Origin of the sequence: Neobacillus niacini, from assembly GCF_036961885.1 — a bacterium.
Classification (GTDB): domain Bacteria; phylum Bacillota; class Bacilli; order Bacillales; family Cytobacillaceae; genus Neobacillus; species Neobacillus niacini_H.
Genome location: NZ_JBALNQ010000014.1, coordinates 30,800 through 49,166, shown reverse-complemented (window position 1 = coordinate 49,166; position 18,367 = coordinate 30,800). Strand labels below are relative to the sequence as shown.

19 protein-coding genes are annotated in these 18,367 nt (G+C 38.6%); 4 read left to right on the top strand and 15 right to left on the bottom strand.

The window, feature by feature from the left end; genetic code table 11:
* Nucleotides 1–9: 9 nt before the first annotated feature.
* On the bottom strand, nt 10–2,142 hold the full coding sequence (locus V7124_RS07965; protein WP_335487790.1) for an ABC transporter permease subunit: 2,133 nt from the start codon (nt 2,140–2,142) through the stop codon (nt 10–12).
* Between the two features lie 219 nt (nt 2,143–2,361).
* On the opposite strand from V7124_RS07965, the gene galE reads away from it, so the two are divergent.
* Both galE and V7124_RS07955 read left to right on the top strand, forming a co-directional pair.
* Complete coding sequence (galE, locus tag V7124_RS07960; protein WP_335412062.1) at nt 2,362–3,333, top strand: UDP-glucose 4-epimerase GalE; 972 nt, start codon at nt 2,362–2,364, stop codon at nt 3,331–3,333.
* A 283-nt stretch (nt 3,334–3,616) separates the two neighbouring features.
* Nucleotides 3,617–5,710, top strand: a complete 2,094-nt coding sequence (locus tag V7124_RS07955) for a sensor domain-containing protein (protein WP_335487787.1) — start codon at nt 3,617–3,619, stop codon at nt 5,708–5,710.
* Between the two features lie 49 nt (nt 5,711–5,759).
* Here V7124_RS07955 and V7124_RS07950 read toward each other — a convergent pair whose 3' ends face one another.
* A complete protein-coding gene (locus V7124_RS07950; protein ID WP_335487784.1) occupies nt 5,760–6,239 on the bottom strand; it encodes a GNAT family N-acetyltransferase in 480 nt (159 codons plus the stop codon).
* Nucleotides 6,240–6,381: 142 nt separating this feature from the next.
* On the opposite strand from V7124_RS07950, the gene purU reads away from it, so the two are divergent.
* Complete coding sequence (purU, locus tag V7124_RS07945; protein WP_335412056.1) at nt 6,382–7,281, top strand: formyltetrahydrofolate deformylase; 900 nt, start codon at nt 6,382–6,384, stop codon at nt 7,279–7,281.
* A 51-nt stretch (nt 7,282–7,332) separates the two neighbouring features.
* Here purU and V7124_RS07940 read toward each other — a convergent pair whose 3' ends face one another.
* From V7124_RS07940 to V7124_RS07920, 5 genes are all read right to left on the bottom strand, one after another.
* Entirely contained in the window at nt 7,333–8,340 is a 1,008-nt protein-coding gene (locus V7124_RS07940; RefSeq protein ID WP_335487781.1) for an NAD-dependent epimerase, read from the bottom strand.
* The gene (locus tag V7124_RS07935) at nt 8,337–9,734 is read right to left on the bottom strand and encodes a hypothetical protein (RefSeq protein WP_335487778.1); all 1,398 of its coding nucleotides are present in this window, start codon (nt 9,732–9,734) and stop codon (nt 8,337–8,339) included. Before V7124_RS07935 ends, V7124_RS07940 begins: the two co-directional genes overlap by 4 nt.
* Entirely contained in the window at nt 9,731–10,795 is a 1,065-nt protein-coding gene (locus V7124_RS07930; RefSeq protein WP_335487775.1) for a glycosyltransferase, read from the bottom strand. The genes V7124_RS07935 and V7124_RS07930 overlap by 4 nt, the downstream gene beginning before the upstream one ends.
* Nucleotides 10,796–10,926: 131 nt before the next feature.
* Complete coding sequence (locus tag V7124_RS07925; protein ID WP_335412044.1) at nt 10,927–12,255, bottom strand: gluconate:H+ symporter; 1,329 nt, start codon at nt 12,253–12,255, stop codon at nt 10,927–10,929.
* A gap of 283 nt (nt 12,256–12,538) precedes the next feature.
* The gene (locus V7124_RS07920) at nt 12,539–13,138 is read right to left on the bottom strand and encodes an NADPH-dependent FMN reductase (protein ID WP_335412041.1); all 600 of its coding nucleotides are present in this window, start codon (nt 13,136–13,138) and stop codon (nt 12,539–12,541) included.
* Nucleotides 13,139–13,429: 291 nt separating this feature from the next.
* Between V7124_RS07920 and V7124_RS07915 the strand changes: the two genes are divergently transcribed.
* The gene (locus V7124_RS07915; RefSeq protein ID WP_335412038.1) at nt 13,430–13,765 is read left to right on the top strand and encodes a zinc ribbon domain-containing protein YjdM; all 336 of its coding nucleotides are present in this window, start codon (nt 13,430–13,432) and stop codon (nt 13,763–13,765) included.
* A 66-nt stretch (nt 13,766–13,831) separates the two neighbouring features.
* Here V7124_RS07915 and V7124_RS07910 read toward each other — a convergent pair whose 3' ends face one another.
* The 8 genes from V7124_RS07910 to V7124_RS07875 all read right to left on the bottom strand — a co-directional run bounded on the left by V7124_RS07910 (nt 13,832) and on the right by V7124_RS07875 (nt 18,337).
* On the bottom strand, nt 13,832–14,059 hold the full coding sequence (locus tag V7124_RS07910; protein ID WP_335487772.1) for a hypothetical protein: 228 nt from the start codon (nt 14,057–14,059) through the stop codon (nt 13,832–13,834).
* Between the two features lie 99 nt (nt 14,060–14,158).
* Nucleotides 14,159–14,437, bottom strand: coding sequence for a hypothetical protein (locus V7124_RS07905; protein WP_335487769.1), 279 nt, complete (start codon nt 14,435–14,437; stop codon nt 14,159–14,161).
* Nucleotides 14,422–14,682, bottom strand: coding sequence for a CGCGG family putative rSAM-modified RiPP protein (locus V7124_RS07900; RefSeq protein WP_335487766.1), 261 nt, complete (start codon nt 14,680–14,682; stop codon nt 14,422–14,424). The genes V7124_RS07905 and V7124_RS07900 overlap by 16 nt, the downstream gene beginning before the upstream one ends.
* Nucleotides 14,683–14,986: 304 nt before the next feature.
* On the bottom strand, nt 14,987–15,283 hold the full coding sequence (locus V7124_RS07895) for a c-type cytochrome (protein WP_335487763.1): 297 nt from the start codon (nt 15,281–15,283) through the stop codon (nt 14,987–14,989).
* 230 nt (nt 15,284–15,513) lie between these two features.
* Nucleotides 15,514–16,167 (bottom strand): MOSC domain-containing protein, encoded by a 654-nt coding sequence (locus V7124_RS07890; protein ID WP_335487760.1) that lies wholly within the window; start codon nt 16,165–16,167, stop codon nt 15,514–15,516.
* Between the two features lie 32 nt (nt 16,168–16,199).
* Complete coding sequence (locus V7124_RS07885) at nt 16,200–17,429, bottom strand: ATP-binding protein (protein WP_335487757.1); 1,230 nt, start codon at nt 17,427–17,429, stop codon at nt 16,200–16,202.
* 154 nt (nt 17,430–17,583) lie between these two features.
* On the bottom strand, nt 17,584–18,021 hold the full coding sequence (locus V7124_RS07880; protein ID WP_335487754.1) for a glucosaminidase domain-containing protein: 438 nt from the start codon (nt 18,019–18,021) through the stop codon (nt 17,584–17,586).
* Between the two features lie 43 nt (nt 18,022–18,064).
* Entirely contained in the window at nt 18,065–18,337 is a 273-nt protein-coding gene (locus V7124_RS07875) for an SPOR domain-containing protein (RefSeq protein WP_335487751.1), read from the bottom strand.
* Nucleotides 18,338–18,367 lie beyond the last annotated feature (30 nt).

The following is an 18,367-nucleotide window of genomic DNA, read 5'->3' as shown; positions in this document are numbered from 1 at the left end:
CTGCGCTTTTTACATTAACCGTTCAATTCTTTGCTTAAATGTTGTTTTAAATCCAGCATCCATTTCACGATTATTTTCAGGTTCAGGATTCAATACTTTAAAACTATCCTTCGTTACTTGATAGTCTAGGAGATCACGGGTATTTGCCGCCACTCTACGTTTACGTGCTTTTGGAAGTTTGTATAACACGCCGACTTTAACTTGCTGCACCTCTTTAACCCCTTGGATAATAAGCTGCATGGCAAAGATCGCAAGCATGAAGGCAGCTAAAATCCATAAGTACCAGTAGCGACCAGAAGCGATGGTAGTTCTTCCTAATTCCCCTATTAGTCCTGACCATTCTTGTGTCATAGAGGTTGGCGGATCTGCCCCCATCGGATCATAGCTCAGTTTTGTCCCGCCAAAGAAAAATTTAAATATGCCCAAATGGATAAAGATTAACAGGACTTGAATAAATTGAGTTCCAAAAAGAATCGTTAAGCGCGGTCCGATGTGCGGGAAGATATGACGCCAAAACAGATGAAATTTACTGCCGCCTAAAACGCGGGCACTGGCAATAAATTCATAGTCGAGAACACGCTTTATTTCCTTTCCTAATAAAACCGTTGTTAACGGAACGACCAGGATGGTTAAAATGAACATTTCTAATAAAATTCGTTCGGTAAATGAGTAGGTAAACTCATAGCCAAAACCTGTAAATGCCGGCATCAAGATAGGTGCAAGTAAGATGTATGCAATTAGACTTAACGGTAAAAAATGAATAGAATCTACTAGTTTGCCAAGCCACTGCTGGGTGCGAGGGCCTAGGTGGAAGGCATAAAAAACACCAAATAATAGCCCACCTGCTACACGCAGCAAGGCAATTAATAAGGCAAAAATCAACGTATATTTTGCTCCAATCACTAACTGATCGAAAAGGCTGAATCCTAACTTGTCAGAACCAAAGAAAAATGGTTCAGTTGGTGCATGCGGCGCCGCACCAAGCAGTTTCACACCGTCTTCTGAATAATGAAGCCGTACTTGATCGACGTGATTATTGGTAGTTACCGAATAAATCATACTGTAACTGATAGCTGCCATAAAAAATAACGCTCCAAGTGCAAACTTCCAATTTTTCATGTGCCGGCTAAATAAAAAAAGAAAATTCATCAACGGACGAAATGGTGATAATTTTCGCAGATTGATAGATTTAATCGTATAAAGGATATTTTCAATCGAACGCTTTGACCATGCTAGTAGCGTTTGTACTCGCCATTTCTGCCACCAGGTACCCCTTCTTGTCTCATACGATAATGGCTGTTCTTCTTTTAACCAGATATCGATCAATTGGAATAAGAAGTAGAAGGGTGTAAAAATAAGCATGAGTGTCACGAATACGGTTATCGGTTGAAAGTTTTCAAGTAAGTAGTGTGTCAGTCCGTGGACATTAAATACTCGTTCAATAATAAATTGACTAGACAGCGTTCCCCAAATAATAATTTTCATATGGTGAAACGAAATCGGCATGATATTTTTTATCACATGCTTTAATAAGATATGTAACTTGTTTATCCCCTTACTTTTAGCAAAGGTCACATACACCTTTAAAAACTCTTCCTCAATCATGAGGAGCAAAATCTTGTACATGGATACGAGCGGCAGGATGGCTAAAGTGACGATAGGTGCAAAATAAGCTTTTTCCTTAAAGCTGGCAACACTAAATATATCAACGTCAAACGTCTTAAATATAAAGATCGATAATACTTGTAAAAGTGTGGCGACAATTAAGTCTGGTACGGACTCCAAAATATCCAGCACCTTTTTAATCGGACTAAGCATAAATGGAGGCAAGAAGGCTGACCCTAATGCCAAGATAATCGCCATGATAAATCCTATTGATAGTGCCCCTGCTAAAATCTGCATGGAATAAATAAATGCCGGTCCCATAATCTCCATCATCGGAGCCCCGCCTGCTTTTGAAACTTCCATTTTATAGATCCATGAATCAGATTTAAATAATTCCTTGCCGAAAGAAAGTAGTTGCTCGAAGTAGCCCGAAGAATCAGCGACACCTCTAGTTGAAAAATATTGTGGAAAAATACTTACACAAAAGATGGAAATCATTCCTAGTAAGTAGTATGTAATTAATCTAACTACCTTCATATTGTCCCCCCTGTTTTTTCCTCGTTAAATTACTACATTTGTATAATACAGAACCAGTGCACATAAAAGAAATTATATTCTAAATTTTCAAACCCTTCAACCTGTAAAATACCAAAAATTTCAAGGTACAAAATTTAGACGAAAGTGGTTTTAAATTTGTTACAATTAAATGTGATAAAATGTTAATGGATAGAAACTTTTATTTAAGGAGACATGACTATGATTCTCGTTGTTGGCGGTGCTGGTTATATCGGCAGTCATCTAGTAAAGGAATTAGTAGAAAAAGAAGAGGTTATTGTATTAGATAATTTGTCTACAGGCCACCGTGAAGCGATTGATCGCAGGGCGATCTTTGTTAAGGGTGATCTTGGAAATGAAGAAGATCTACAAATGATTTTCTCCAGTTATCCCATCAAGGCAGTGATGCACTTTGCTGCTTTTAGCTTGGTAGGAGAGTCTGTAGTGGATCCACTCAAATACTATCAAAATAATGTAGCAGCTACGTTAACGCTATTAAACGTCATGATGAAAAATAATGTAAAAAACTTTATCTTTTCATCAACTGCAGCTACATATGGGATACCGAATGTTGAAATCATTGATGAACAAACGGTAACAGCTCCAATTAATCCTTATGGTCACTCCAAATTAATGATTGAACAAATGCTTGCTGATTTTTCTAAAGCATATGGTTTGCGTTATGTGGTTCTTCGTTATTTTAATGCAGCAGGTGCACATGAATCATCAAAAATTGGTGAAAGCCATGATCCCGAAACGCATTTAATTCCGATTATCCTTCAGCAATTATTAGGTCAACGCGAAAAGGTTTCTGTCTTCGGCGCAGATTATGATACACCAGACGGCACATGTATCCGCGATTACATCCATGTTACGGATTTAGCCAGCGCCCATATCCTTGCATTAGAGGCCTTATTGACAGAGAAGAAAAGTACGGAGATCTATAATTTAGGAAATGGTCTCGGGTTTTCGGTGAAAGAGGTCATTGAGACATGTGAGCGGGTAACCGGTGTTACGGCGAATGTTGAAATGACTGACCGGCGTGCAGGAGATCCTGCCAGACTTGTGGCTTCATCACAGAAGATTTACAGTGAATTAGGCTGGAAAGCCGAGCGGAATTTGGAACAGATTATTTCAGATGCGTGGAAATGGCATAACAGTAAAAAGTATTAGTAAAAAACCCCCTTGCCTAGTCAAAAAAGGCAAGGGGGTTTTTCGGTCTTCTCTGTCAAAAAACAACGAATCTTCCCCGACAAAAAAATTTTGAAAAATTGTCATAAGTTCGTTATTCAATAGGAGTGGGGCTAGTTTTAATCAATCGCTTGGTTAGTCAACAAATACGCATAAAGTGTCTGATTTTGTTGATATCTATCACAGAAGTTTCTTTTCGTTTAGGATATGTTCACTTTAGTAGGAAAGATGTTCGGATCTCAGTGATCGTGGAAGGAGCTTTCTTTTGAGAAATGAGATTAAAGTGTCAGATTTGTTTTCTTTTATTGAGATTTATAAGCCTTTACTGTTAGGTGTCCCTTATCCATGTTATTTATTGGATTTGGAAGGCAGTATTGTTTTTTCAAATGAAGCGGTTCAGGAGTTAACAGGGTATAAGCGACATGAGGATTATCAACGAAATTTTGTTTCGGTTTTGGCAGAAGAGGAAATTGATCGGTCAATTGAACATATTAATACTGTTCTTAAAGGGAAAAGTACGGGCTTTCAAACAAAGCTTAGACATAGGAACGGTAATAGATTGTTAGTAAACATTCTTTCCATCCCGATAGAAGTAGATGGGGAAATTCTTGGTATTTGCGGCTACATTACTGAGTCCATAAACGATAAGCATCAAACTCCTCAGTCTATTCCTAGTAGTTGGGATAATATCTTCACTGGGATTGAGATTTGTTTGTGGTCATTGGAGGCAAATACCATGACAACTCTTTCCATTTCGCCTGTATGTCAGGCGGTATTTGGGTATAGTGAAGAGGATTTCCTTAAGCAACATCATTTGTGGGAGCAACTCATCCTGCCTATTGATAAAAAGGGTGCCTTAAAGCATATGGAGGTAGTTAGGAATGGGAATTCGTCGCTGCATGAATACCGTATTGTTACAAAAAACGGTGATCATAAATGGGTTTCTGATTTTATCGTTCCTATTTTTTCTGATTATACACAAGAGCCTGTCAGGATTGACCGGATCGTAGTGGATATAACGAAGCGGAAAAAGGCAGAGGAAAAGTTAACGTATTTAGCTTACCATGATACATTAACGGGCCTGCCAAATAGACGAAAATTAGACCATGAGCTCCATAAAGCGTTAATAGAAGCAAAAGAAAAGGAAAAGCTGGTAGGGATCTTATTCTTGGATCTTAACCGCTTTAAATATATTAATGATTCCCTTGGTCATAAAATGGGGGATAAAGTATTACAAGCTATTGCTGAACGTCTAAAGGGCAGTTTAAGACATGATGATCTTATTTCACGCCAAGGCGGCGATGAGTTTGTTATTCTGCTAAAAAATATGACGATGAGGGCGGATCTTGAGGAAGCGGCACTAAGGATTAATAGTATTATCACAGAACCTATTAGGCTGCTAGGAAATGAATATGTACTGAGTGCCAGTATTGGGATGAGTATTTTTCCTGATCATGGTATCGAGGCTGAAGGGTTAATTCAAAAAGCTGACCATGCGATGTATTTAGCGAAAGGCAGCGGTGGCGGAATTAGGTCCTATGAAGCGGGAATGTCCAAAAGTCATTCACGAAAGCTGCTACTTGAACAATATTTACATAAAGCCATTGAAAAGAATGAATTATATTTGGATTATCAGCCGATTGTTGATGTTTACGGTAAACAAGTGATAGGGTTAGAAGCGCTCCTTCGCTGGAATCACCCTGTATTGGGTGCGATCCCACCAGGAGAGTTTATTCAAATTGCCGAAGAGTCGGATTTGATTATAAAATTAGGAAACTGGGTGTTGGAAACCGCCTGTAGACAGCGAAAGCAATGGATTGAAATGAATTTACCGCCATTTTATGTATCGATCAATGTACCAGCTAGACAAATTAATCTTGGGTCATTTTTGGAAATTGTGAAAGCCAATTTGGAGAAATTTCAGCTGCCATCCAATCTTCTAAAGATTGAGATCACAGAAAGAACGGCCATGACCAATGTTCAAAGTACGTTGAATACGATCAAAGAATTACAGGACATTGGTGTCGATATTATCCTCGATGATTTTGGGGTTGGCTATTCCTCGATTAGTTACCTTGTTCAATATCCCTTTAACACGATCAAAATTGATAAATCCTTTATTGAAGGCTTAGACAAAAAAAATCAGCGTTCCGTCTGTCGAACATTAGTCGCAATGGGAAGAAACTTAGGGATGAATGTGGTAGCTGAGGGTGTAGAAGAGATCGAACAATATCAGTACTTATGCAGTATTGGCTGCCATAACATGCAAGGCTACTATTTTAGCAGACCGGCTGGGGTTGAACGAATCGAGTCGTTTTTTACATCTGAACAGCAAGGAATGCAGGGTAAATTTCAATAAGTGTTAGACTAATAGAGCGGCCGTTGACATTCATGTCGACGGCCGTTCATCATTCGATAAAATCCTTAACCATTGTAATAAATTCAGTTGATTCTCTACTAAACTTCATCCTTTGTATAAATCCAAGTTTTGTATACAAATGAACGGCTCTTTCATTAAATGATGCCACGGTTAATCGGATTGAAACATCCTTACTGTTTTCTTGGATATAAGAAAGGATGAAAGAGAAAAATGCAGCACCAAAACCTTGGCCCGTGAAAGCAGGATTCATTCCTATTCCGATATCGTTTATATCATCTGAGTAGGCACCAACTGTAACACCAAATGGATCCTGTGCAGATTTTCCAATACAAAAAAAGCCAACTAGTACGTTTTTGTTATTTAAGACTACATAATAGGGGTTCTCTAGTAATTCCTTAAGAGATTCAGAGCTTTCTTCATTATTATAAAAATCATAGGGTGGTTCGTATTTCCAATTTATTATCTGCTTTGCAAATCCTTCATTCATATTCCCTACAACTAACTGCATGTTCCAACCCCATCTCCTTTTTGCAAAAATTCTACCATTATTTGTTCGTAGAATCGAATTTCTGAAATTTCTAAAAAATATTTAGCTAATAGAGCCAGGCTGCGGTATAATTTTTTCTAATAATAAAAGTGAGGTTATGATGATGAACACCTATATAAAAGAACATATTGAGAAATTCCAGGAAGTGAATAAAAACCGAGGACGGTTATTGGTTAGCTGTTCGGACCAACCTGGGATTGTATCGGCCGTCTCCCATTTTTTGTTTTCGTATCAGGCCAATATCATCGAATCCAGCCAATATTCAACCAATCCAGAAGGCGGAGTATTTTTTATTCGAATTGAATTTGAATGTCCGGATCTCAAAGAAAAGGCCAAGGATATGGAGAAGCAGTTTGCAAATATTGCCGAGAAGTTTTCGATGGAATGGAAATTATCCCATGTTTATCTGGTAAAAAGGGCTGCGATCTTTGTATCAAAAGAGCCTCACTGTCTGCTCGAACTTTTATGGGAATGGCAAAGCGGTGATTTGATGGCGGAAATTGCGCTTGTTATTAGCAATCATGAGGATGCAAGGGATGCGGTAGAGGGGCTAAATATCCCATTTTATTATATTCCTGCAAATAAGGATATCCGAAAACAAGCTGAAGCCCAGCAGCTTCAGCTGTTAACAGAGCATGAGATTGATTTTGTGATTTTAGCGCGATATATGCAAATTCTAACCCCTGATTTTGTCGCTGCCAATCCAAACAAAATCATTAATATTCATCATTCCTTTTTACCGGCCTTTGTAGGAGCTAAACCATATGAACGTGCACATGCCCGCGGTGTAAAGTTAATTGGTGCAACCTCCCATTATGTAACCAATGACCTTGACGAAGGTCCGATCATTGAGCAGGATATTGCTCGGGTTAATCATCATGATGATGTCGATAGTTTGAAAAAAATCGGCCGTCGGATAGAAAGAAGTGTATTGGCCCGAGCGGTAAAATGGCATATCGAGGACCGGATTATCGTCCATCAGAATAAAACGATTGTTTTCTAAGGCGGAAAGAAAAGAGGATGACTCGATTATTGAGTCATCCTTTTCAATTATTTAGTTGGGGAGGATTAAGTGGTATTTTTTATACCAGTCTATAAAATGACCTAAACCAATTTCTAATGGTGTAGAAGGAGAGAACCCTGTTGCCTTTTGAAAATCGGTAATATCTGCATAGGTCTTCTTTACATCTCCAGGCTGCATTGGCAGATATTTTACCTTTGCCTTCATGCCAAGCAGCCTTTCTAACATATTAATAAAGTCCATTAGCTTTACGGGATTATGGTTGCCGATATTATAAACTTTGTAGGGAGCATGACTGGTACTCGGGTCTAGATTTCTGGTAGGGTCGGGTGTAGGAGGCTGATCAAGCAGTTTAATGATTCCTTCGAGAACATCGTCGATAAAGGTAAAGTCCCTACTCAAATCCCCATTATTGTACACCTTTATTGCGTTCCCTTCGATGATATCCTTAGTAAAAGAGTAATAGGCCATATCGGGCCTTCCCCATGGGCCATAGACGGTAAAGAATCGAAGGCCAGTGGTGGGAATAGTGAATAAATGGCTATAGGTGTGAGCCATTAATTCATTGGCCCTTTTAGTGGCTGCATACATACTGACTGGGTGATCTACTGCGTCTTGGGTAGAAAAGGGAGTATTGGTATTTGCCCCATAAACGGAACTGGACGATGCGTAGATTAAGTGTTTCACTTGATGATGCCTGCATGCTTCAAGAATATTAACAAAACCTGCTAGGTTTGAATGAACATAGGATTGTGGATGGGTAAGACTATAGCGAACGCCAGCCTGAGCAGCTAAATTGATGACAATTGGGAAGCTATGCTCCTCAAAAAGTATTGCTAATGAATCATAATCAGCCAAATCCATTTTATAAAATTTAAATTGCTCCTTCGCCTCTAGTATTTTTAACCGATCTTTCTTTAAGTGAATATCATAATATTCATTAAGGTTGTCCACACCAATCACATGATAATCGAGATCCAACAGACGTTTAGAAAGATGGAACCCAATAAAACCTGCAGCACCTGTCACGAGTATCTTCATTTTTTATCCGAACCCTTTTTACGATCATGCTCCCTTTTATTGCTCCGGTCCTTATAATGGCCTTTTCCCTTTTTACGGTCTTGACGATCGTGTCCCTTTTTATGGTCTTGGTGGTCATGTTCCTTTTTACGGCCTCGATGGTCATGCCCCTTTTTATGAGCATGTTCTTTTTTACGATTATGCACTCTTCTACCTTGGTACTCAATGTTGCGGATTTCCAACTGAGCCTCCTCATCCGTCAATGGAATTGGTGTTTTTGTCCATTGTGCATGGATGTCAGGATCCAGAACTTTTACTTGCTCAAGAAAGGCGTCAAGGAATCCTCGTTCGTGGAGATTTTGAAACAACTCTAAAGGTCTTTCTTGGATGCGTGAAAATGAGTACACATGGTCGACCATTTTAAAGCCTCTATTGGTTACAAACACATGTCTTAATGGGGCATCGATTTGTTTAAAGCCAGCCTGTTTCTGGGATGTTAAAATCTCAAGTAAGAGTTTTGTCACAACCGGTGGTAGGGTAGATTGTTTTTTTAGAAAGGTATTTAGATCGGGCCCAACCAAATATTCCATGACCACATAATTATCTCCCGATTCATAGACTTTGGGAATAAAAGTAAGGTTTTGATTAGACAATAGAATGTCTTTTTCCATTTCACAATGTTTCGATTTTCCATAAATCTTTACGCACTTATCTTCTGAAATACGGTAGACTGCCCCTTGGTGACCAGCTCCAATTAAGGTTTGTGAAATGGCGCTGTCGACTTTAACTCCTTCACCATCTCCACCCGAATAGACCGGAATATTTCGATAGTCCAATTTGTTTTCATTAAAATATTTCTGCCACATTTCAAAAGTCTCTGGTTCTAATCTTTTAACCTGTGATAGGAAGGATTCTTTTAGGAGCATCCTATTTAGATCTCTTAATAATTTAAGCGGGACGGGGTGAATGCGCTTGAAGGCATTTACGTGGTCAATTACTTTTAGCTCCTCATTTTCAAGGACAAAAATATGTCTAAGCGGGGCATCAACCATCGTGAAATTTGCCTTTTTCATTTCACTTAATATATCCAAAAGTTTTCGCGTAATGGAATCTGGAATATAGGTGCAATTTCGGAGATATTCCTTTAACGTTGGTGCATTATAGTAATCCATGACGATATAGTTTTCCCCATGCTTATATAATCGCGGAAAAAAGCTTAAGTGTTGACCTGCTTTCAGTGCTTCTAGTTCCATTTGCGCTTGAAGAGGGTTGGTATAGATTTTTACACAGCGCTCCTCTGAAAGTTTAAAGACTGCACCTTGTGCACCCATTCCGATTAAAGAATAGTTAGTGGGGTTATCGATATTTAAGGTTTTTATGCCTTTAGTTACTTTAATGGATGTAAAGTCTGTCATCGTGATCCCCCTAACAATTCATCATAATATTTGGCCTGCAACAACAGCAGATTATTCTGGTCAAACTTTTGCTCTACTTTTTGGCGTGCGGCTAATGAGAATTTTAACCAAGACTGCCTGTCCAATAGCATATATTCTAAGGCCTGTGCAAGGTGATTGACATCGTTTTCCCGCACCAATATTCCCTCACGGTTATGGGTAATAATTTCTGGAATACCCGCATGGTTGGTTGCGAGCACCGGAATGCCAGTGGCCATGGCTTCTTTTATCGTATTCGGAATCCCCTCGACATCCCCATTTGAAGCCGTTAAGCTTGGGGCACAGAATAAATCTGCTTTTGCCATAAGTTCTGGTATTTGACTCTTGGGAACATGATTTAAAAGACGAAAGGAGGTACCTAAGTTCAGCTGCGTGGCAAGAGATTTAATATAGCCTTCTAGTTCACCGCCGCCGATGATGGTAAGTGTAGCCTTTGGAAATTTCGTTTTAATTTTTTTAAATGCCTGCATTAAAATATGGTGACCCTTCTTTTCCACTAGTCTTCCAATCGAAATAATATTTTGAGTGTCATTTAGATGGGGTGCTCGATATGGAAATAGGTCAAGGTCAACACCCCCATACAATACTCTGATTTTTTCAGGAGGACATCCCCACATATTAATTTGCTGCGCCAAATATTGACACACTGGAAAGAAACGTTCTCCTTGTTCAAAAAGCAATTTCATGCCGTCTAAATAGCCAATAGGCTGATTGGCAAGGGTTGCATCTCTCCCGCGAAAACTGGTAACAAGCGGAAGACGGGTTTCTTCTTTAAAAGGGAGCAGTAATAGTCCCAATTGACCGTGATGTGCGTGGATCAGAGATGCATTGTTCTTTTTTACATATTCTTTTGGAGAAAATATCTCACTATAGTAGTGAACTTTCTCATTAAGAAGAGAAAGATTAACCATATATTTAGGCTGCCTGACCAAATGTATATAATCATAGCCAGGAATATCGCGTATCTGAGGAATATATTGAGTTGGGTCAACTCTAAGATTCATATGGATAACTTTTGACAATTGTCCATTCTCCTTTCACATAACTAATTTATCTCTAAAAATAGCGTATGCAACTTGAATGGGGAGGCTTGGACAAAATGGAAAAAACAAAAAAGCGCCAGAGTCTGATTTAGACCCTGGCGCATTTAATATTAGATAAACAAGCTTAGTAGTAATACAATTCCAAGACCAACAAGAGAGTTAACCAACAATAGGAGACCCCATGTTTTGAATGTTTCTTTAATGGTTAATCCAAAATACTCTTTGAATAACCAGAAAGAAGCGTCGTTTACGTGAGTGATGGTGTTACTTCCTGCTGCGGTAGCAAGTACCATTAAAACAGGGTTTACATCAAAGGTATGAATAAGCGGACCAACGATACCAGCAGCTGTGATCGCGGATACTACGCCTGTTCCTGTTGCAATACGAATTAAAGCTGTTATAAACCAAGCCATAATAAGTGGTGAAACATTTGTATTTTGCATTAGAGACGCGATTGCGTCACCAACACCGGAATCTAAGATGATTTGTTTAAAAGCACCGCCAGATCCAACGATGAAGACAATCATCGCAATTCCTTCAATTGCTCCAGAGAATGATTTCATGACTTCTGACATTGTCCGACCCACACGAATACCGAATACATAAATAGCAATTAAAACCGCGAGGATCATACTGATTTCCGCACTTCCGAAGAAGTTTACGATTTGATAAGCAGTGGATCCTTTTTCAATAACATAATTAAGAAGGGTTGCAGCTGTAATAATGATTGCTGGTGTTAATGGAACAAGTAAACTTACTGCAAAGGATGGCATTTCTGCATCCGTAAATTCCTTTTCTTTTTTTAATAAAGTAGGTACTGGGCGGTCTAAGTTACGTAATAATCTTGGTAAAATAATACCCGCACAAATTACCGCTGGAATTACAACCACAAGTCCTAAGATATAAACCATACCCATGTCCGCACCATATGCATCAACAAGTGCTACCGGACCAGGCTGTGGCGGGAAGATACTATGAGCCATGGTAGCCGCAGCAACCATAGTCATACCAAGACGTAAAAACGGTGTTTTCGCTTCAACAGCAATACTTACAACAAGTGGAGCCAAGATAATAAAGGCAACTTCATAAAACACGGAAATACCGAAGATGGCTCCGACAAGAAGAATCGCCCATTCCACATACTTTTCTCCGAATTTATTTAAAAGTGTTGTTGCAACACGTTGAGCCGCGCCTGAATCGACCATCAATTTACCGAGTATGGCACCGAAACCGATGATGAGGGCGAGACTTCCGAGAGTACCTCCAAATCCGGCTTTTATGGAGGCAATGACATCAGGTAATTCCAACCCGTTTGCAATCCCTACAAAAATAGCAGAGATTAAAAGGGCAAGCATACTATTAAGTTTTACTTTCATGTTTAAGAATAGAAGCAAGGCAACACCCAGTGCTACCCAAATAATTGGTAAATAATTTTCCATGTTTTACTTCCTCCTGATGTTTGCAGATGTGTTAGTAGTATTGACATCGCTTACTTAAATTATAAAAATTGAGCACTACGTAAAAGATTAAGGGTTTACAATTAACAGTTATTTAATTAGTTCACTAAACTAATTAAATAACAACAAGAAGGATAACATGTCTAAAACAGGTTCGTCAATAGTTTTTTTGAAAGCGTTGTACGTGTAATTTCATCCAGCCTAAGGTGGTTAATGGAAAAGGAGAAAAAATGTCCCCGACTGGTGTAGTCGGGGACAACTTTTATTATCTAATTGTTTTTAAAGCGCCGCTCCAAGCGTTTACTTCGTCAAGCATTGCAGTCATATTAGTTTGGTGTAAATCTGCTGGTTTGAATACAGATCCGTTTTCAAAGTCTGTGAATAAAGACAATGTTGGATGTGTGCGAACATCGGCCACTTTCAATTCAGCAAGAATTCCACGTAAATGTTCAGCAGCACGAGCTCCACCAGTTGAACCGTAGCTTACGATACCAGCAGCTTTGTTGTACCAAGCTTCACGTGCAAAATCAAGAGCATTTTTTAATGCACCAGTAATACTGTGGTTGTATTCTTGAACAACGAATACGAATCCGTCTAAGCTAGCAAGTTTTTGGTTCCAAGCAGCGATTCCTGGTTCAGAACCATCAGTTGTACCTAAGAATGGTAATTTGAAATCTGCGATATCAACGATCTCATAATCTGCATCTCCGCGTTGGTCAGCGATTCCTTTTACCCATTCGCCTACTTGTGGACTTACGCGGCCTTCACGAGTACTACCTAAGATAATACCGATTTTTAATTTTGTATTTGTCATTGTTTTTTCCTCCTCGGTTTTATTACCAAATAATTTGTTTAAAAAACCCATGCTGTGCACCCCTTGCTGTTATTTTTGAATCTATATAGGCTTTTTCTAGTTGTATGTTTTGAATTAAAATAGTATAAATTAATTTATTTTTAATTCGAGATAAATATATTACAAATTTCAATCGATGTCAAGCAATTGATACTAAAAAAATGATTTTAATAAACTGGTTTTAAAATATATTTTGAATAATGTTTCTATAAGGCATGAAAAGGTTATTTTTGGAGGGCTTGTCTGTTTGAAAAGACTATGCCACAATATACACAATGAAGGAACGAATGGAGGAAATAAAGTATGTCTACTTTGCCAAATTGTCCAAAATGTCATTCTGAATATACATATGAAGATGGAAGTTTATTAATTTGTCCGGAATGTGGTCATGAATGGAGTTTAGAGGCTGCAGCCACTGAAGAAGAAAAAGTGATTAAAGATGCCAATGGCAATGTTTTAAATGATGGTGATTCAGTAACGGTTATCAAGGATCTTAAAGTAAAAGGAAGTTCATCAACGTTAAAGCAAGGAACAAAAGTAAAAAATATTCGTTTGGTGGATGGAGACCATAATATCGATTGTAAAATCGATGGTTTTGGCTCAATGAGTTTAAAATCTGAATATGTAAAAAAGATATAAAAAGTGGCGCTCCCCTTTGATGGGAAGCGCCTTACTTTTTCAATAAAACTACTGAACATAAATAGTTTAGATTCTCTTTTTGACTTCTTCCCTTATGGCCTCTACCAGTGAATCCGATAAGTTTGCTGGAAGCGATGTACCATTTTTATATTCCCAGGTATTAATGATTTCAAGGTCTGCTTTTTTAAACGTAATGCTATAATTCAGATGATCGTGGGTAAACTCTACGGTTACATATTCCTCACTGTCAAAATCATCATCAATTATCATGTTCGTTAGTTCGTATGTATTCATTAGGGCGGTCTCCTTTTAGCATGCGATATCGATAGAATTTACTAAAAGGAGAATTATATTCGTGTAAAATTAGGATTATGACAGCTGACTGTACCTTAACTATGGGAAGTATATTTCTAGTTTTTCAAGACTATTTCGCAAAATATAATAGTTTTGGAAGTCAGCGCTCATGAAAACCAGGGGATATTCAGTAAGATCAATGGTTGTGAACGTACTATCCTTCATCAAAAAGGTAAGGGCTGAGTCAGTGACCTGAATGGTGAGAAAATAAAATCCATCTCGTTTGTAGAGAATATCCTCGTCTTGATAATAGTTTAGAATCACTTGGCGATGTTGATAGGTTGCAAATAGTGCTGTATTACTCAACTGTTTTTCCATACGCGCAACACAAACCCCCCGCAACCGCATTGATCAATAAATTTCTGGTTTATCGTTTCCCCAAAGTAATTCGTTAAGGCTGGTGCTAGGTAGGAATCCGGTTCCCCAAATGCAGCAGGAGTTACAATATTTACATAAAATTGAGGACCAGTCTGTTCAACTGCATTTATGGCGTTTTTAATAACCAAGTCCTTATCGTTTTCATATTCTTCGTGTTCAAGTGAAATCGACCAATTCTTATCCATATGTTTCACCTCACCCTTATTTTAAAAGGAATCCTGCCTATGTGTGGTGATGGCTGTCACTGTAATTGAATAAAGTCGAAAAAGGGCTAGGACGTTCCTAACCTTTTTTCTAAGCTCTTTTCTTAAACTTTGTTGCTTTTAGGTGAAAAAATTAATACTTGTGCTGTGTTTTTGCATAAAACAGTATAAATTTGATAAGAAAAGAGCCGGTAAACTAAATTCAAAGGCGCAAAAATAACTATTGCCACGTTAAAGTCGGCTTTAAGACTTTAACAACAATCGTTACGAAAACAGCCTTTTTCTATCATTTCTCTATTAGCCACTTTGATACTGTTTTAGCTTCTTCTTCGGATAAAAGTCCGCCGGGCATCATCCCGACGCCATCATTGATTAATTTCATTATTTCTTCTTCTGAATATTTAGCCTTCATATTCGTCACCGGCGGTCCAACGGTTCCCTCTAAGTTCTCTCCATGGCAGGATAAACAGCCGAATTTATATAGTCCTTCGCCATCAGTTGGTCTCTCTGCGGTAGCAGTTTCAGATGAACATCCTGTTAGTACTAATAATGCGAGGGCAAATATAATCCAAAGTTGCTTCATGATGTCGCCTCCTAATATGAATATCTTTAAAGAAAGCTTACGGTATAAAACTAAAATATTTCTAAAGAAAAGATTAATATTTTCTTAAATGGGTTGGGTGAGTGCGAAGGGTGATGGAATTAGTTACGTATGGCGTGGTTTAGTTGCTTATGGCAGAGGGTTAGTTGCATATATAAGAGGCTTACTGACGTATAGCAAGAAATAAACTCCCAGGTTCCCCGGGAGTTTTCTCATTTCAGGTGTTTCTCTCTTAAATCAAGCAGGTATTTATGCCATTGCGGGGCTAACTCTTTCACACCTACTATTTTTTCAATCATCTCCATGGACGGTGTTGGGTCATGAAAGTAAAGATGATGAATGGAGGAAACAGTAATTTGTTCGGGATGTGCAAACAACTTCGTTATTTGCGAATCGGCTTTTACCACTCCTTCCTCCAGCACTCTGAAAAAGTAACCCGTATAGCCGGTTTGTATAATTTTTTTTAATAAAAGATGGTTGTTATTCCGTTTATTGATGGTTGAGCAAGGATACCGCCCTTGGGATACCTGCAGAACAGCCTCGCCTATCTGGAAGACATCGCCAATACAAACCTGATCTTCTGTCATGCCTGCAATGGTTAGATTTTCTCCAAATGCTGAAGGCGTCAAGGCTTGGCCAAACACACTTTCCCAATGGCCATAATGTTCGTAGGGATATACGCATACGACGCGGTCGGATCCACCATGATACTCCGGATTCGCCACCTGATCGCCAGTTATTTGATCGAAGCCAGCATAAATCTCATTGCATGGTTCTTTCCAAATTCCGGATACATAGGATTCATCCTTATACATTCTATATTTAGGCACACCCTTGTTTACAAAAATTATTTCACGACTGTTCAATTCTCTCTTCGCCTCCTTGATGATTATTACTTTTACGCAAGAATAAATACAGGTTGAGTGATCGTTGGCAAAAGAATTTCAATCGTGGTTCCTTCATCAACTTTACTAGAAATGATCAATTCACCATTGTGACTTTCGATAATTTTATAACAGGTCATTAAGCCGAGACCTGTCCCCTTTTCTTTAGTTGTGTAAAAAGGCTCACCTAGGGTTGGTATTCTTTCCTTTGGAATTCCGACGCCCTGGTCGATAATCTGAATCAAAATTTTCCCTTTTTCCTTTTCCCGGACCTTAACATCAATGGTTCCACCACTAGGCATCGACTCAATCGCATTCTTAAGCAGATTTAAAAAAACCTGTTTTAACTGATTTTCCTCGCAGCTAATTTTAGGTAAGTCTGATTCGAATTCTACGAAAATTTGTACATTGCTTAAAATAGATTGTGTATTTATCAAGGTTACAACATCTTTTATTAATTCCTTGACATCCTTTTCTGCAAAAACAGCCACAGTTGGCTTGGCGAGGACAAGAAATTCTCCAACAATGTTATTGATGCGGTCAAGCTCTGATAATACAATATCATAGTATTCATCTTGGTGTTTCTCGACTTTGAATAATTGTATAAAGCCTTTAATGGAGGTAAGTGGGTTCCGAATCTCATGTGCAATGCCCGCAGCCATTTGACCTAGAAGCGCCAGCTTTTCAGATTTTTGCAGGAGTTGTTCGGTTTGTTCTTTTCGATCAGTGATATCATTTCCGATGGAAAGCACAGCATTTTTCCCCTCAAAAGTTATCCACATTGAGGAGCCTTCAAAGAAAAAAAGGTTCCCATCTGATCGTGTTGCTTTATATTCAATGTTTATTAATGGTAGTTTCCCTCTTTTTACTTGTTTCAGTCGTTCAGTCAACCGTTCCTTATATTCGGGTAAAATAAAGTCATAAAGGGACTTGTCAATTAAATCATTCATACCAGCAGCACCAAGCATGGTGACTGTAGCCTGATTGGCATAGATAATTTTATTGTTATGATGAATAAAAATTGATTTTGGCAATGAATCTATTAATTGTTTATAGCTTTCTTCACTTGCACGTGCTTGTTTCCCATAATATCGTGTTCGGTCATACTGCCAGCCAACCACCCAGGCGATCGCAGTGAAAATGATAAAGTCTAATGTAAAAAAACGGTCATGCTCCACAAATGTTTGAAACGTCGAAAATAATACCGAAATTAATACCAGAATAATTTGTCCCGATTTATTCATCCGTTTGCCCTCAAATTATCTAATTTTTCTTTATCATAACACGAATAAATAGTTAAATAATAGAAAATTAGTACAATTGTCATGTTATTACCTTTAACCATGTAAAAAGCAAAAAGTCAGCTGCTTTTTGCTTTTTAAAGGCACAATTTTTAAATTAGGATTCAGTCATTCTTTTATACAAATTCAGGATTGATTGTCCGTAACTCGTACCTGGTACAGCCCAATTTCCGTTTAAAGCGATCCATGTTGTGGCAGAGCCCCTATTGACAAGATGAAAGCGAGGGTCAACGAGGGGAAAACGGTTTGGCAGCGGAGCTGTTGATGCATAAGCATATAAATGCTGGAGATGTGCTAGAACACCTTTCTCCGGAGTAGAGAAGCTTGCTCCACGCACTCCACCTCCTGTTGCTCCGATTCCAGCAAAATTGTTTTGATCATTTCTCACGGTACCTGTAAACCGAAAATAGTCTGTTTCCAGCATGGCTTGTGCAAAGGCTACGTCTCCTCTGATTCCGTAATAATCTCCCAATGTTTTATAAAAATTACCAAGTAAAGGCGCACTAGGGTTTAGCTTTCTTACATATGCATTCATTTTTTCAGCGGAAAGCTGAGTAGGACCTAAAATTGAGGATGGGTCAAGTTGAAGCGAGCGTGGACTTGTGCTGGCATCGGAGTTTACATGATTCCGCTGAAATGAAAGCAGTAACTCCTGTAATCGACTTAATTTCGGTTATTCGCTTTTCTGCATTTTCTCTGCTGGAAAAGGAGCCAGACTGTACACGAAACCAGGGCTCACCAGAGATGGTCGTGGGGACGATAAAGGATTGAATTCCTTTTGACAGCAGGAAGGATACTCTCTCTTGTGCATTTTCTCGTGACTTGAATGAACCAGCAAATACTTTGAACATATCATCACCTCCATTTGTCAGTTTCTACGT